The sequence below is a fragment of the Methylobacterium indicum genome (assembly GCF_001043895.1).
GTDB lineage: Bacteria > Pseudomonadota > Alphaproteobacteria > Rhizobiales > Beijerinckiaceae > Methylobacterium > Methylobacterium indicum.
Map to the genome: position 1 here is coordinate 12,878 of NZ_JTHF01000021.1, position 15,022 is coordinate 27,899.

At 74.8% G+C, this 15,022-nt stretch carries 18 protein-coding genes; all 18 read left to right on the top strand.

Features of this window, described 5'->3' with window-relative positions; translation table 11 throughout:
- Positions 1 to 58 precede the first annotated feature (58 nt).
- Positions 59 to 1,069 (top strand): DUF2213 domain-containing protein, encoded by a 1,011-nt coding sequence (locus tag QR78_RS03100; protein ID WP_048426027.1) that lies wholly within the window; start codon positions 59 to 61, stop codon positions 1,067 to 1,069.
- Positions 1,069 to 1,512, top strand: a complete 444-nt coding sequence (locus tag QR78_RS03105; protein WP_048426028.1) for a structural cement protein Gp24 — start codon at positions 1,069 to 1,071, stop codon at positions 1,510 to 1,512. The genes QR78_RS03100 and QR78_RS03105 overlap by 1 nt, the downstream gene beginning before the upstream one ends.
- Before the next feature lie 14 nt (positions 1,513 to 1,526).
- Positions 1,527 to 2,474, top strand: a complete 948-nt coding sequence (locus QR78_RS03110) for a DUF2184 domain-containing protein (RefSeq protein WP_048426029.1) — start codon at positions 1,527 to 1,529, stop codon at positions 2,472 to 2,474.
- Between the two features lie 15 nt (positions 2,475 to 2,489).
- Positions 2,490 to 2,744, top strand: a complete 255-nt coding sequence (locus tag QR78_RS03115) for a hypothetical protein (RefSeq protein WP_048426030.1) — start codon at positions 2,490 to 2,492, stop codon at positions 2,742 to 2,744.
- Between the two features lies 1 nt (position 2,745).
- On the top strand, positions 2,746 to 3,120 hold the full coding sequence (locus QR78_RS03120) for a DUF4054 domain-containing protein (RefSeq protein WP_048426031.1): 375 nt from the start codon (positions 2,746 to 2,748) through the stop codon (positions 3,118 to 3,120).
- A complete protein-coding gene (locus QR78_RS03125; protein ID WP_053220769.1) occupies positions 3,120 to 3,422 on the top strand; it encodes a hypothetical protein in 303 nt (100 codons plus the stop codon). Before QR78_RS03120 ends, QR78_RS03125 begins: the two co-directional genes overlap by 1 nt.
- Positions 3,419 to 3,703 carry a hypothetical protein gene (locus tag QR78_RS03130; protein WP_048426032.1) on the top strand — a complete coding sequence of 95 codons (285 nt, stop codon included), beginning with the start codon at positions 3,419 to 3,421 and terminating at the stop codon, positions 3,701 to 3,703. The genes QR78_RS03125 and QR78_RS03130 overlap by 4 nt, the downstream gene beginning before the upstream one ends.
- Positions 3,703 to 4,122, top strand: a complete 420-nt coding sequence (locus tag QR78_RS03135) for a DUF3168 domain-containing protein (protein WP_048426033.1) — start codon at positions 3,703 to 3,705, stop codon at positions 4,120 to 4,122. The genes QR78_RS03130 and QR78_RS03135 overlap by 1 nt, the downstream gene beginning before the upstream one ends.
- A gap of 26 nt (positions 4,123 to 4,148) precedes the next feature.
- Entirely contained in the window at positions 4,149 to 4,595 is a 447-nt protein-coding gene (locus QR78_RS03140) for a phage tail tube protein (protein ID WP_048426034.1), read from the top strand.
- Positions 4,596 to 4,602: 7 nt separating this feature from the next.
- The gene (locus tag QR78_RS03145; RefSeq protein ID WP_048426035.1) at positions 4,603 to 5,166 is read left to right on the top strand and encodes a gene transfer agent family protein; all 564 of its coding nucleotides are present in this window, start codon (positions 4,603 to 4,605) and stop codon (positions 5,164 to 5,166) included.
- Entirely contained in the window at positions 5,163 to 6,530 is a 1,368-nt protein-coding gene (locus QR78_RS03150) for a hypothetical protein (protein ID WP_053220770.1), read from the top strand. Before QR78_RS03145 ends, QR78_RS03150 begins: the two co-directional genes overlap by 4 nt.
- Positions 6,531 to 6,566: 36 nt before the next feature.
- Positions 6,567 to 7,202 (top strand): DUF2460 domain-containing protein, encoded by a 636-nt coding sequence (locus tag QR78_RS03155; protein WP_048426036.1) that lies wholly within the window; start codon positions 6,567 to 6,569, stop codon positions 7,200 to 7,202.
- Positions 7,203 to 7,207: 5 nt separating this feature from the next.
- Positions 7,208 to 8,095: a DUF2163 domain-containing protein gene (locus QR78_RS03160; protein WP_048426037.1), complete on the top strand. Its 888-nt coding sequence runs from the start codon at positions 7,208 to 7,210 to the stop codon at positions 8,093 to 8,095.
- A complete protein-coding gene (locus QR78_RS03165) occupies positions 8,073 to 8,549 on the top strand; it encodes an NlpC/P60 family protein (RefSeq protein ID WP_048426038.1) in 477 nt (158 codons plus the stop codon). The genes QR78_RS03160 and QR78_RS03165 overlap by 23 nt, the downstream gene beginning before the upstream one ends.
- On the top strand, positions 8,546 to 12,487 hold the full coding sequence (locus QR78_RS03170; protein WP_048426039.1) for a baseplate multidomain protein megatron: 3,942 nt from the start codon (positions 8,546 to 8,548) through the stop codon (positions 12,485 to 12,487). The genes QR78_RS03165 and QR78_RS03170 overlap by 4 nt, the downstream gene beginning before the upstream one ends.
- Positions 12,480 to 13,958 (top strand): DUF2793 domain-containing protein, encoded by a 1,479-nt coding sequence (locus QR78_RS35815; protein ID WP_244276596.1) that lies wholly within the window; start codon positions 12,480 to 12,482, stop codon positions 13,956 to 13,958. The genes QR78_RS03170 and QR78_RS35815 overlap by 8 nt, the downstream gene beginning before the upstream one ends.
- 8 nt (positions 13,959 to 13,966) lie before the next feature.
- Positions 13,967 to 14,587: a hypothetical protein gene (locus tag QR78_RS35335; RefSeq protein ID WP_048426040.1), complete on the top strand. Its 621-nt coding sequence runs from the start codon at positions 13,967 to 13,969 to the stop codon at positions 14,585 to 14,587.
- An 81-nt stretch (positions 14,588 to 14,668) separates the two neighbouring features.
- The coding region (locus QR78_RS03185; protein WP_048426041.1) for a glycoside hydrolase family 108 protein at positions 14,669 to 15,022 on the top strand (354 nt) is incomplete at its 3' end.

Sequence of the window (15,022 nt, forward strand, 5' to 3'; positions counted from 1 at the left end):
TGTGAACCGACCTTTGCACCGGCGCGGCGCTTCCCACCTCCCACGCGAGACCCCACCCATGCACCTCTTCGACAGACTCAGCCTCGGCCCCGCGGCCGAGATCGCGGGCGCGCGCCCGCTCGGCAACGGCGCCCTGGTGGTGCAGGCCCGCGCGGCGCGGGCCGGCAACGTCCAGGTCTATCGCGGCGACGAGGTCGCCCGGCCGGATCTGGCGCAAGTGCGCATCTACCGCGACCCCGACGAGATCTTCCGGCCCGAGAGCTTGCGCAGCTTCGGCCACAAACCCGTCACCCTCGACCACCCGCCCGAGGCGGTGACGCCGCGGACCTGGCGCGGGGTGGCGCGCGGCCATGTCGGCGACGAGGTGGTGCGCGACGGCGAGTTCGTCCGCATCCCGATGCTGCTGGCCGATTCCGCCGCCATCGCGGCGGTGCAGGGCGGGCGGCGCGAGATCTCGGTCGGCTATACCTGCGACCTCGACTGGACCCCCGGCACCGCCCCCGACGGCAGCCCCTACGACGCCCGCCAGACGCAGGTGATCGTCGACCACGTCGCCATCGTGGCGCAGGGGCGTGCCGGCCCGGATTGCCGCATCGGCGACGCCGACCGGCGGCTCGCCGAGGCCGAGGCGAGGGCAGAGGCCGCCGAGACCGCCCTGGCCCAGCGCGACGGCGAGGTCGCGGCGCTCCGCGCACGGGTGCCGGACGCCGCCGCCCTCGACGCGCTCGCCGCCGAGCGGAGCGGCCTCATCGCGCAGGCCCGCCGGATCCTCGGCGACGCCTTCGATCCCGCCGGCCTCGCCCCCGAGGTGATCCGGCGCCAGGCCGTGGCCCGCCTCCTCGGCGACGCGGAGACGGCCGCCATGAGCGCGGCGGCGATCGAGGGCGCCTTCCGGGCCCTCGCCGCCGATCCGCGCCACGCCGCCCCGCGCCCGTTCGCCGATCCGCTGCGCGACGCCCTCCGCCAGCGCCCCGACGCCTCGACGCAAGCCCCCCTCACCCAGGAGGCGGCCCACGCCGCCATGGTCGAGACCCTCCGCAACGCCTGGAAACCCGCAGGAGCCCGCTGATGCCCGCCGTCCAGACCAGCTATCCCGGCCGCCCGGCTGTCGCCTACGAGGGCATGGCCGCCGACCAGAACCCGGCGACCATCCTCAGCCGCACCGTCGAGACCCCGGAGGGGATCGGCTTCGGCCGCGCCGCCTTCCAGGGCAGCCGCGACGACGGGATCGCCGCCACGGGCGCGGTCTTCCGCGGCATCGCGCTCGCCGACCGCAACGCCCGGCCGAACCCGGCCGGAGCCGACCTCTTCGCCAAGGGCGAGACCGCCCCGGTGATGGTGTCGGGCGCCGTCTGGGTCGTCACGGCCTCGGCCGCGAGCGCCGGCAGCCCGGCTTACGTCACGCCTGCCGGCGCGATCACGGCCGCCGCCTCCGGCAACACAGCCATCGCCAACGCCCTGTTCGACACCTCCGCCCCCGCCGGCGGCCTCGTCCGCCTGCGCCTGAACTGAAGAGAGGCACGCGCATGACCCGCACCCTCGTCACCGATGCCCCCCGGGCGCTCGCCTTCCTGGTCAGCCAGCAGGCCTTCATCGAGCCCACCGTCTATCGCGCCCAGTACCCGGCAATCCGCTATCCGCGCCTCGTCCCGGTCGATACCGCCGCACCCGAATGGGTGCCGACCGTGACCTACTTCTCGGTCGACCGGGTCGGCCAGGCGACCTGGGTCCATGGTGCTTCAGCCGACGTGCCGAAGGTCGAGATCACGCGCCGTCAGCACGAGACCACCGTCGCCATGGCGGGCATCGGCTACGGCTACGACCTGGAGGAGCTCGGCAAGGCCCAGCTGCTCGGCATGACCCTCGACGCCGACAAGGCCGACGCGGCGCGGCTCGCCTCCGAGGAGTTCATCGACCAGGTCGCGCTGTTCGGCGATCCCGGCAAGGGGTTTTCCGGCCTCCTCAACCATCCGGGCGTGACGGTGGGCAGCGCTGCGGCGACGGGTACCAACGGCAGCACCGCCTGGGCCCAAAAAACCCCCGAGCAGATCCTCGCCGACGTCAACGGCCAGCTGATCGGCATCTTCACCGGCTCGAACACCGTCGAGCTGGCCGATACCCTGCTGCTCCCCTACGAGCAGATGCTCGGCATCGGGCTTCGCCGCCTCGACGGCATCAGCCCGCTCACCCTGCTCGAGTGGATCCGGCGCCACAACGTCTACACCCTGGAGACCGGGCAGGAGCTGACGGTCTACGGCGTGCGGGCGCTCGAGACCGCCGGGACCGGCGGCAGCGCCCGCCTCGTCGCCTATCGCCGCGACCCTTCCGTGCTGAAGCTGTGGCTGCCGATGCCGTTCCGGTTCTTTCCGGCCTGGCAGACCGGACCGTGGCGCTTCGAGGTGCCGGGTGCCTTCCGGCTCGGCGGCCTCGACATCCGCCGCCCGGCCGCCTGCCGCTACCTCGACGGCATCTGACGGAGAACCACCATCATGATGCGGGTGACGAACCACGCCGCCGGTCCCCGGCTGGTCTGGCCGAAGGGCGCGCGGGCGCCTCGGCTCCTGGTGCCCGGCGAGAGCGCGATCCTCGCGCTCCCCGATCGGCCCGATCCCTGCCTCGCCGCCTGGGCGGCGGCCGGGGAGGTGCGGATCGAGGCGGCGGAGCCAAGCCCCGATCCCCGGCCCGATCTCCGGCCCGAGCGCCGCCGCGGCCGCGAGCGGCCGACCTCCGGCGAGGAGGCGTGAGATGGCGGATGCGATCACGCCCGAGGCCTTCCGGACCCGCTTCCCGGCCCTCGCGGGAATCGCCGATGCGGTCATCGCCGGAGCGCTGGCTGAGGCCGCCCCGCGGGTCGGCGCGTCCTGGCCCGACGCGGATGCCAGGCTCGGGCGGATGCTCCACGCCGCCCATACCCTCACCCTCGACGGGCAGGGCGGGCCGGAGGCCGAGCTCGCCCGGGCGGGCGCCCTCGACCTCAAGGCGTTGCGCTCGGGCACGCTCCACCTGGAGCGCCGCGACCCGGCCCCGGACGCCGCCCCGGGCACTCTCGGGCTCACCTCCTACGGGCGGCGCTTCCACGAGGTGATGCGCCGCAACAGTCCCGGCGTGGCGGTGGTGTGATGGCGCTCCTCGACGGCCTCGGTCGCCATCTCGGGGGGGTGATCGCCCCCCTGTTCGACGCCGCCATCCTGCACCGGGCCGGCCTCGGGAGCGAGCCGGTCCGCGCCCGGATCGAGGGCATCCGGGAGGCAGGGGAGGAGGCCGGCCTGCCCGGCCGCCTGGTGCGGGCGGTCGTGCTGACGCCGGGCGCCGCCCCGGACCTCGACGACGAGATCACCCTGGCGGGGATCCGCCACCGCATCGTCGCGGTGGAGACCGACCCCGCCGGCAGCCACGCCCTCATCCAGGGGAGACCGTTGTGACCCAGAGAGCCGAGACCGGCCCGTTCCAGGCGCGGCTCGCGCGGCTGGCCGAGGCCGGCGCGCAGGCCGCGCGGCGCCGCGCGGCGGAGGCCGCCGCCGCGCTCGCGGCCGACATCGCCGCCGAGCTGCCCGACGGGCGTGCCGAGGCGGCGGCGACCCCGACGGGTGCCGCCGTGACGGTCGAGGCCCGGGGTCTGATCGCACGGGAATTCGGCACCGCGACGAAGAGCCCGCGCCCGGTGATCGGTCCGGCGATCGCGCGCCTGACGGGGGCGGGCTGATGGCCGGCCTCGACCTCTCCCCCGGGCTCCTGCGAATGGCGCGGGAGCGTCTCCTCGCCGATCCGGCCCTGCGCGGCCTGGTCGGGGGCCGGGTGCGCGAGGTGGTCGGCGCCCGGGAGGAATGGCCGTTCCTGCGCGTCGATCCGCCGGAGGTCGGCCCCTACGAGGCGCAAGGCTGGCGGGGCTGCACCTGCCGCCTCACCGTCCACGCCTTCCTGCGCGGCGCTCGCGGCCTCGGCCCCGTGCAGGAGCTGCTCGCCGCCGTCGCGGCCGCCCTCGACGAGGCCGACCTGGCGCTGCCCCGCGGCGAGCTCCTGTGGCTCTCCCACGAACGCAGCCTCGTCCTGCCGGAGCCCCTCGGGCCCGGCTCCTGGCACGGCGTCGCCCGCTTCGGGGCGGTCGTCGCCGAAACGACCTGACATCCTCATCCGGGAGCGAACCCGCCATGGCCCAGCCCACCACCCTGCCGTTCTCGGCGATCGCCGTGAAGCTCGAGAGCCCGGCGAAAGCCGGCACCTTCGAGGCACCCTGCGGCCTCACCGAGCGCGCGGCGCAGTTCACCAAGGAAACCAACAGCGCGGTCGTGCCCGATTGCGCCAACGAGGACGCCGCGCCCTTCGTCGACCGGTTCGCGGTGTCGAAGTCGGTCGCGGTCTCCGGCAAGGGCGTGATGGCCCGCCAGAGCCTCGCGCGCTGGCGCGCAGCCTACGAATCCGACGTGCCGGTGAAGGCTAGGGTCGAGGTGAGCGGCACGGGCGCGGAGGGCGGCGGCGCCTGGGAGGGGTTGTTTCACCTCACGAGCTTCGAGGTCGGCGCCGTCCGGGGCGAGCGCTGCAGCGTCATAGTGGCGCTGCAATCGACCGGAACGGTCGCCTTCACGGCCGCGGCGTGAGGCGCCGATGAGCCGCGACGGCCATGTCGACCTCGATCTCGAGGGCGCCACCCACCGCTTCCGCCTCGCCATCGGCGACCTCGAGGCCCTGCAGGAGGCGACGGGCCTCGGCCCGGTCGCCCTGCTGCAGCGCCTCCATGCCGGACTGTCCTACCGGTTCCGGGACGTGCGCGACGTCCTGCGCCTCGGCCTGATCGGCGGCGGCACCCCGGTACCGCGGGCCCACGCCATCGCCCGCCGTCTCGACGGGCTGCCCTGCATCGCGCTCATCGCCAAGGCCGCTCTGGTCTTGGCGGCGGCGCTGGAGGGCGCCGAGGACGAGCGGGTCGGCCGCCCGGCCGGTGCCGCCGGGCCCGAGGGGCGGATCGCCTTCGCGGCCTTCTACGGGGCCGCCGCCGCCATGGGCCTGCCCGCCGCCGACCTGCGGGCGATGAGCCTGTGGCAGCTCGCCGCCTACATCGACGGCTTCAACCGTGCCCGCGATCCGAACGCCGCCGACGCCCCGACGCTGCAGGAAGAGGACGCGCTCTGGGCCTGGATCCAGGACGCCTCCGACGAGGGCTTCGCATGACGACCGAGATCGAGCGCCTGGTGGTCTCGCTCGAGGCCAACGTCGCGGCCTACGAGCGGGAGATCTCTCGGGCCGGGCCGCTCGCCGAGCGGGCGATGGCGGAGGCCGAACGCGCCGTCGAGGCCGGGTCTGGCCGCATCGCCGCCGCGATGACCCGGGCCGGTGCCTCGCTGCGCGACGAGCTCGCCCGCATGGCCGCGCCGGAGACCCTGGGTCAGATCCAGCGGGCGATGGAGCAGGCGAACGCCCTGCCGGCAATTGCGGGCGACGGTGCCGCCCTGCGTCGGGTCGACGACGCGGTCGGGGGTCTCGCCGCGCGCCTCGGAGAGGCCGGCTCCGCCTCCCGGGAGGCGGTGGCGGGGTTCGCCGCGGTGGCGGGCGCGGTCGGGGACATCGCCCAGAAAATCCCGGCCGCCGCCGACCTCGTCACCGATCTCGGCCGGCGGGTGAAGGCGGCGTCGGGGGAGGGCGCGGCGATCCGCGCCCGCATCGCCGACGCCTTCGCGATCAGCGATGCGGCCCCCCGCGGCAGCCTCGCGCCGGTTTCCGAGCCCGCGCCGCAAGGTGGTGCGCCGGCACCCGCGCCCCTCCGGGCACCGGTCCGGACGACGCCGGCCCGGGCGAGCGCGGAGGAGGGGGACGACGGCTTCCGCGACGAGGTCTCGCGCCTCACCCGCCGCACCGGCCTCCTCAGGATCGAGGCGGAGTCGGTCGGCCGGGAGGAGGGCGCTGCCGCCAGGGCCGAGGCGGCGTTCCGCCTGCTGGAAGCCGCCAAGAAGGCCGACCTCGCGGTGACGCCGGCGCTCCGCGCGGAGGTCGACCGGGTGGCCGAGGCCTACGGCGCCGCGACCGCCCAGGTCGAGCGGGCGGAAGCCGCGCAGCGCGCCGCCCAAACGGCTTCGCGCGAGCTCGGCTCGGTGCTCGCCGACAGCTTCAAGGGCGCGATCCTGCACGGCGAGCGCCTGACCACGGTCGTCGCCCGGCTCGCCACGACGCTGGCGAGCCGGGGCCTCGATCGTGCCTTCGACGGCCTGTTCGGCCGCGGCAGCCCCGGGGCCGACCTGATCGGCGATGCCCTCGGCTCGCTCGGCCTGACCCAGAACCCGACCGGGCGCGCCGCCGGCGGCCCCGTCACCCCGGGCGTCGCCTACACGGTGGGCGAGAGCGGTCGCGAGACCTTCGTGCCGCTCCAGCCCGGGCGCATCCTGCCGGCGTCCCACGGCGTCGCGCCGACGCCCGCCGTCCCGACCGTCCAGATCTCGGTCTCGATCGCCACCGCCGACGCCCCGAGCTTCCATCGCTCGGAGGCGCAGGTCAGCGCTGCGCTCGCCCGGGCGGTGCAGCGCGGCCTCCGGGGTCTGTGAGGGCCGGGCCCCGTCATCCTCAGGAGGCCGCGCGCCATGTCCAGCTCCTTCCACGAGGTGCGCTTTCCCCTCGCCCTGTCCTACGGCTCCCGCGGCGGGCCGGAGCGGCGCACCGAGATCGTGACCCTCGGCTCCGGCGACGAGGAGAGAAACAGCCTCTGGCGCCACGCCCGTCGCCGCTACAATGCCGGGCCCGCCCTGCGCTCGGCCGAGGACGTCGCGACGCTCCTCGCCTTCTTCGAGGAGCGCCGCGGGCCCCTCTACGGCTTTCGCTGGCGCGACACCTTCGACCACAGTTCCGCCGCCCCCGGGCGGACGCCCGCCCCCACCGACCAGCGCCTCGGCACCGGCGACGGCACCACCCGGGCGTTTCCCCTCGCCAAGACCTACGGCGCCGCCTTCGCCCCCTATGCCCGCCCGATCACCAAGCCGGTCGCCGGATCGGTGAGCATCGCAGTCGGCGGCGTGGCGCTCGGCGCCGCTGCCTTCACCCTCGACGCCGCCACCGGCCTCGTCACCCTGAAAGCGGCGCCCGCCGCGGGCGCGGTCGTCACCGCGGGCTTTCTCTTCGACGTGCCGGTGCGCTTTGCCACCGATCGCATCGAGATCGACCACCAGGCCCTGCGCGCCGGCCTCGTCGCCGACATCCCGGTCATCGAGATCCGCCGGTAGCTCCCATGAAGATCCTCTCTCCCTCCCTCGCCGCGCACCTCGCGAGCGGGGTCACCACCCTCTGCCACTGCTGGATCGTCACCCGCACCGATGGCCTGCGCCTCGGCTTCACCGACCATGACGAGGACCTGGTGGTCGACGGCGTGACCTGCTCGGCCGAGAGCGGCGCCACCGGCACCGCCGTGGAGCAGGGCACCGGCCTCGCGGCCGACAGCCTGGAGATCGTCGGCGCCCTCACGAGCGGGCGCCTGGCCGAAAGCGAGCTGGCGCGGGGCCTGTTCGACGGCGCCGCGGTCGCGGTGTGGCGGGTCGATTGGGCGAGCCCGGCCGATCGGGTGCTGATCCTGTCGGGCACCGTGGGCGAGGTCTCGCGCGGGCCCACCGCCTTCACGGCGGAGGTGCGGGGTCTCGCCGATCGCCTCAACCAGCCCCGCGGCCGGGTCTACCAGCGCTCCTGCGACGCGCTGCTGGGCGATGCCCGCTGCGGGATCGACGCCGGGGCCGCCGCGATCCGCGGCGCCGGCACGGTCGCGACGGTGAGGAGCGCCCGCAGCGTCACGGCGTCCGGCCTCTCCGCCTACGTCTCGCGCTGGTTCGAGGCCGGCCGGCTGGTCTGGACCTCCGGCGCCAATGCCGGCGCCGCGGTCGAGGTGCGGGCGCACGGCCTCGCCGGCGGGCTCGCCAGCCTCGACCTGTGGGAGCCGATGCCGGCCCCGATCAACCCCGGCGACACGTTCCAGGTCGTCGCCGGCTGCGACAAGTCCCTGGCGAGCTGCCGGGACAAGTTCGCCAACGTCCTCAACTTCCGCGGCTTCCCGGACCTTCCGGGCAACGACTACGCCGTGGCCTACGCGGTGCAGGGGGCAGACAATGACGGAGGCCGCCTCGGCTGAGACGCGGGCGCGCATCGTCGCGCTGGCCCGCACCTGGCTCGGCACGCCCTACCACCACCAGGCCAGCGTCCGGGGCGCGGGCTGCGACTGCCTCGGCCTGCTGCGGGGCGTCTACGCGGCGCTCTACGGCGCCGAGCCGGAGGTGCCGCCGCCCTACTCGCCGAGCTGGGCCGAGGACCGGGGGCGGGAGACGCTGCGGGAGGCCGCCGCCCGCCACCTGGTGGCGCTCGACCTCGCAGACGTGGAGCCCGGCGACGTGCTGCTGTTCCGCTGGCGGGATCGCCTGCCGGCCAAGCACTGCGCCATCCTCACCGGCCCGGCGCAGATGGTCCATGCCTATGACGGCCACGCGGTCCTCGAGACGTGGATCCCGCCGGCCTGGTCCCGGCGCATCGCCTACGCCTTCCGGTTCCCCGCGATCCCGCCCGCAATCCCGCTGGAGCCCCCATCATGAGCACGCTCGTCCTCTCGGCGGTCGGCCAGGCGGCCGGCTCCGCCCTCGGCGGCCCGATCGGCGGCGCCCTCGGCCAGGCGCTGGGCGCCGCCGGCGGCAGCGCCCTCGACCGCGCCCTGTTCGGGTCCCGCCCCAAGCCGCAGATCAATATCGGGCCGCGCCTGGCCGATCTCCACGTCACCGCCTCGACCGAAGGGGCGGCCATCTCGCGCGTCTTCGGCCGGGTCCGCGTCGGCGGGCAGATCATCTGGGCGACCAAGATCAAGGAAGTCCAGAAGGTCGAGAAGGTGAAGTCCGCCGGCGGCAAGGGCGGCGGCGGACAGAAGCAGTTCAACGTGACGTATTCGTACAGCGTCAGCGTGGCGATTGCGTTGTGCGAAGGCCCGATCGTCGCCGTGGGCCAGGTCTACGCGGACGGCAAGCCGATCGCGCTGGCCGCCTACGGCGCCCGGGTCTATCTCGGCGACGAGGCGCAGGGCCCGGACCCGAAGATTGCCGCGATCGAAGGCGCCGCCAACGCCCCGGCCTACCGGGGCCTGGCCTACATCGTGTTCGAGGACCTGCCCCTGGCGGGCTTCGGCAACCGGGTGCCGGTCCTCACCGCCGAGGTGATCCGGCGGGCGCCCAACGCCTCCGGCCGGCCGGCGCTCGAGGAGCTGGTGACGGCGGTGACGATGATCCCCAGCATGGGGGAGTTCACCTACGCCACCGTGCCGGTCAACGCCTCGACCTTCGGCGGGATCGCGGGACAGAACACGGTCTCGGGCGGGGTCGACGCGCTGAAGGCCCTCGACCAGCTCGCCGTCGAGGCGCCGCGCTGCCGGCACGTCTCCCTCGTGGTCGCCTGGCAGGGCACGGATTTGCGGCTCGGCGCCTGCCGCATCGTCCCGAAGGCCGAGACGGCGAACAAGACCACCACCCCGGAATGGCTCGCCGGCGGGGTCGACCGGGCGAGCGCGGGCCTCGTCAGCCGGGATGCCGGTGGGGCGCCGATGCTGGGCGGGGCACCCTCCGACCTGTCGGTGGTGCAGCTCATCCAGGCGCTCAAGGGCCGGGGCTACGCGGTCACGCTCTACCCGTTCGTGATGATGGACATCGCCCCCGGCAACGGCCTGCCCGACCCCTATGGCGGGGCGGAGCAGGCGGCGTTTCCCTGGCGTGGGCGCGTGACCTGCCACCCGGCCCCCGGCCGGCCCGGCAGCCCGGACAAGACCGCGGCGGCGGCCGATCAGGTCGCGGCGTTCTTCGGCAGCGTGGCGCCGGCGGACCTGGCGTGGAACGGCAAGACGGTCACTAGCGCCAAGGCGGAGTTCTCGTTCCGGCGCTTCATCCTGCACTGCGCCCGGCTGGCGCAGGCCGCCGGCGGGGTCGAGACCTTCCTGATCGGGTCCGAGATGATCGGGCTCACCACCGTGAGGTCGGGCGCCGCGACCTTCCCGGCGGTGGCGCAGCTCATCGGCCTGGCGGCCGACGCCCGGTCGATCCTGGGGAGCGCGACGAAGATCGGCTATTCGGCGGACTGGACGGAATACGCCTCGCATCGCCCGGCGGACGGCTCGGGCGACGTGTATTTCCACCTCGACCCGCTGTGGTCGAACGCCAATATCGATTTCGTCGGGATCGACAATTACATGCCGCTCGCCGATTGGCGCGACGGCTTCGACCATCTCGACGCCAAGGGCGGCACGTTCACATCCGGGGTGCCCTCGCCCTACGATCCGGCCTATCTCACCGGCAACGTCGCGGCCGGCGAGCTGTTCGACTGGTACTATCCGACGCCCGCCGCCCGCGACGCGCAGGCCCGGGCGCCGATCGCCGATACGGCTTACGGCGAAGATTGGGTGTTCCGCCTCAAGGACCTGCGGGGCTGGTGGGCGAACCCGCACCGCCACCGGCCGGGCGGGGTGCGCCAGGCGCAGGCGACCGCGTGGGTGCCGCAGGGCAAGCCGGTGCGCTTCATCGAAGTGGGCTGCCCGGCGGTCGACAAGGGCATGAACCAGCCCAACGTCTTCGTCGACCCGAAGTCGTCGGAAAGCTTCCTGCCGTACTACTCGAACGGCCGGCGCGACCTCGCCGCGCAACGGGCCTACCTCGAAGCCACCTTGGCCTATTGGCAGGGCGCGAGCGGCAACCCGGTCTCGTCGGTCTATGGCGGGCGGATGGTCGATCCCGAGCGGCTGTTCGTCTGGACGTGGGACGCCCGGCCCTACCCGGATTTCCCGCGTCAGGCCGCCGTGTGGAGCGACGGGCCGAACTACCGCTTGGGCCATTGGATCAACGGCCGGCTCGGGCTCACGCCGATCGCCGACGTGGTGGCCGAGCTGTGCGGCGGGCTCGGGGTGCCGATCGATGTCGGCGGGCTCCATGGCCTGGTGGAGGGCTACGCCATCGCGGAGGTGCAGACGCCGCGGGCCTCCCTCGACCCGCTGCGGGCGTGCTTCTTCTTCGACGCGGCGGAGTCGGCCGGGCGGCTGGTCTTCGCCCCGCTGGCGCGAGCGCCGGCCATGCAGCTCACCGCCGACGACCTGGTGGCGCGGGGCGGCACCGGCGGGGACTACCGGCGCACCCGGGGCGAAGAGACGGCTTTGCCGGGGGTGGTGGCGCTCACCTACATCGATCCGCAGCGCGGCTACCAGTCGGCCTCCGTGGAGGCGCGCCGGGTGAACGGCCGGGCCAACGCGGTGCAGCGGGTGAGCGTGCCGCTCTGCCTGGACGAGGGGGCAGCCCGGGGCATCGCGCAAGCGCTGCTCTATCAGGGCGTGGTCGAGCGGGAGCAGGTCGGGGTCACCCTGCCGCCGTCCTGCCTGGCGCTCGATGCCGGCGATGTCGTCACCCTCGCCCTCGCCGGGGGCGGCACCGATTACCGGCTCACCCGCCTCGGCCTCGAGCTGGGCCGGCCGGCGAGCGCGATCCGCACCGACCTCGCGGTCTACGCCTACCGGGACGGCACCGCGACGCCGCGGCCGGCCGAGCCGCCGGCGACCGTGGGGGTGGCGTTGTTCCGGTTCCTCGACCTGCCGCTCCTGCGGCCGGACGCGGTGCCCCATGCCCCCTACCTCGCCGCCTACACGGCGCCGTGGTCGCCCGTCTCGGTCCTGCGCGCGACCGCTGGCGGGGCGTTCCAGGAGGATGCCGTGGTGGGCGCCCGGTCGATCATCGGGCGGCTGACGGCCGACCTCTATCCGGGCCCGTGCGGGCGGTGGGACCGGGTGAACAGCGTCTATCTCGAGGTGCCGCGCGGGGTGGAGCTGGCGTCCGCTCCCGAGGTCGACGTGCTCAACGGGGCGAACGTCGCGGCGCTGCTCACCCCCTCGGGCGAGTGGGAGGTGCTGCAATGGGCGCAAGCGACCCTGCTGGCGCCCGGCCGCTACCGGCTCGCCACGCTGCTGCGCGGCCAGCTCGGGACGGACTTCGCCCTCGGCAGCCCGACGCCGATCGGCGCCCCGTTCGTGGTGCTGACGGATGCCCTGGTGCAGTCGGGAATGCCGCTCTCGGCCCGCACGGTGCCGCTCGCCTGGCGCTGGGGACCGCTCGGCCGGCCTCAGGACGATCCGAGCTTCACCGGCGCCACCCTGGCGTTCCGGGGCGTGGGCTTGCGGCCCTACGCGCCGGCGCAAGGCCGGCTGGTGCGGGCGGTCTCGGGCGACCTGCGGCTGTCGTGGGTCCGGCGCACCCGGATCGACGGCGACCCGTGGGAACAGCTCGAGGTGCCGCTCGCCGAAGAGGTCGAGGCCTACAGCCTCGACGTGCTGGCGGGCCCGGGCGCGGGGGCCACGGTGCTGCGGACGTTCGAGGTCGGGACGCCCGCGCTCACCTACACCGCCGCCCACCAGGCGGCGGATTTCGGCGGGCCGGTCACCAGCCTGTCCGTCGCCATCCACCAAGTCTCGGCAACCTACGGCCGCGGCGCGGCCCTGAGGGCGACCCTGTATGCCTGACGCCATCACCGCCAACCTGTCCCTGCCGCTGATGGCGGCGGCGCAGGCGCAAAAGCACGTCACCCACAACGAGGCGCTCGTCGGCCTCGACACGCTGGTCCAGCTCGCCGTCCTCGACAAGGACCTGACCGCGCCCCCGGCCAACCCCGTCGAGGGCGACCGCTACCTGATCGCCGGTGCTTCCCCCACGGGGGCGTGGGCGGGCTGGGCCGGCCGGGTGGTGCGCTACCAGGACGGGGCCTGGCGCAGCTTCCCGCCGCGCCCCGGCTGGCTCGCCTTCGTGGCGGACGAGGTGGACCTGTATACCTTCACAGGTGTGGCCTGGGCCTCGTTCCGCTCCACCCTGACGGTGCTCCAGAACCTGACGCGGCTCGGCATCGGCACCACCGCCGACGCCGCCAACCCCTTCGCCGCCAAGCTCAACAAGGCGCTGTGGACCGCGCTGACGGCGGCCGAGGGCGGGACCGGGGACCTGCGCTACACCCTCAACAAGCAGGCGGCCTCCAACACCCTGTCGCTGCTGTTCCAGTCCGGCTTCTCCGGCCGGGCGGAGCTGGGCTTGACCGGCGACGACGACCTGAGGGTGAAGGTCTCCACTGACGGCGGCACCTGGCGCGAGGCCCTGCGGATCGACCGCGCCACCGGCGGCCTCGACCTCGCCGCCGCGGAGGCCTCCGCCGCGGTCGCCGGCACGGTCGACCTCGGCGGGCTGGCCGCGCTGAAGGTGGTGCTCACCGGCTCGGGCACGGTGACGAGCTTCGGCACCGCCCCGAACCGGGTCCGGTTCCTGCGCTTCACCGACGCCGCGACGCTCACCCACAACGCCGCGAGCCTGGTGCTGCCGGGCGGGGCGAGCCTGGTCACCGCCGCCGGCGACACGGCCCTGGCGGTATCGGACGCCGCCGGGGCCTGGCGGGTGCTCAGCTATGCCCGTGCCTCCGGCAAGCCGGTCACCGGCCCGGCCGCGGCCGAGATCACCGACGCCAGCGCCGCGGGCCGCACGGTGCTCACCGGCACCGCGGCGCAGGGCGCGACGGCGCTCGGGCTCGGCGCGACCAATCAGCCGAGCTTCGCCGGGGTGATGATCGGGGGCGGCGGCGCGTTCACGCCCGGGGCGATCTACTCGGATCCCGGATGGGGTTTCCTGTTCTACCCGCGCGTGGCGGGACAGGCGGCGGCGCACGCTTTCTTCAACTCCGCCGGCAGTTCGGTGCTGATGGCGATCAAGGACGGTGGCGATGTCGGGATCGGGGTTGGGGCCTACCCCGCGACCAAGCTCGATGTCGGCGGCCCGATCCGGCCGGGCTCCTACACGGTGGCGACGCTGCCGGCCGGGGTGGTCGGGGCTCAGGTCTACGTCTCGAACGGCCGCAAGGTCACGGAGGCGGCCGGCGCGGGCACCGGCGTGACGGCCACCTACTCCAATGGGGCCTGGCGGCGGCTGTCGGACGACAGCGCGGTTGCGGCGTGAGGACGACGATGAGCGAACCCTACCTCTACGAGTTCCTGTATCGCGGCCGTCCGGCGGGCTCGGCCGAGGCGCCGGCCTGGCACGTCGTGCTCGGCCGGTCCGTCACCCCGCCGGGCGCGACGGAGGCGCAGTTCGTGGCGAGCGGGGCGCTGAGCCCGGCGCAGGCCGAGGCCGCGGGGTTCCCGCTCTCGGCGGTGCTGGCGGGGATCGAGGCGGCGGCGCTGGCGGGGCGGGATGCCGCCGTGGCCGAGGCGGCGGCGCTGCGGCGCGAGCGCGACGCCCTGGCCGGGGAGCGCGACAGCCTGGCGGCGCAGCTCGCCGCGCGGGAGGCGCCGGCGGCCGACGTGCTGCCGGCGATCTCGGACCGGCAGTTCTTCCAGGCGCTGGCGCAGGCCGGGGCGATCACGCCCGACGCGGCGCTGGCGGCGGTGATGACCGGCCGTCTTCCGGCGCCGATCGAGGCGGCGGTGACGGCGCTGCCGGCGGCGGAGCGCTTCGCCGCCCGGATGCGGCTGTCGGGCGCCACGGCGTTCGAGCGCGGCCACCCGATGGTGGCGCAGCTCGGCACGGCGTTGGGCTACGACGCGGCGGCGCTGGACGCGCTGTGGCGCCAGGCCGCCACCCTCTGATCGGCTGCCCCTGATCGCGGCCCGACGCCCGGGCCTGCGGGCCGGCGCGCTGCCCCCCTTCTGCACAACCTGGAGAGACCGATGACCGCGACGACGTTCGAGCGGGCGATGCCGCTCGTCCTGGCCCACGAGGGCGGATGGTCCGACGACCCGGCCGACCCGGGGGGTGCGACGAACCTCGGGGTGACGATCGGCACCTTGAGCCTGTGGCTCGGCCGGCCGGCGACGAAGGCGGAGGTGAAGGCGCTGACCGTCGCGAGCGTGTCGCCGCTCTACCGGCGCCGGTTCTGGGACGCGGTGCAGGGCGACGCGCTGCCGGCGGGTCTGGATTACGCGCTGTTCGACTTCGCGGTGAACAGCGGCCCGAAGCGCGCGGTGATCGGGCTGCAGCGCGCCTTGGGCACCGCTGACGACGGGCTGCTCCGGGCGGTGGGG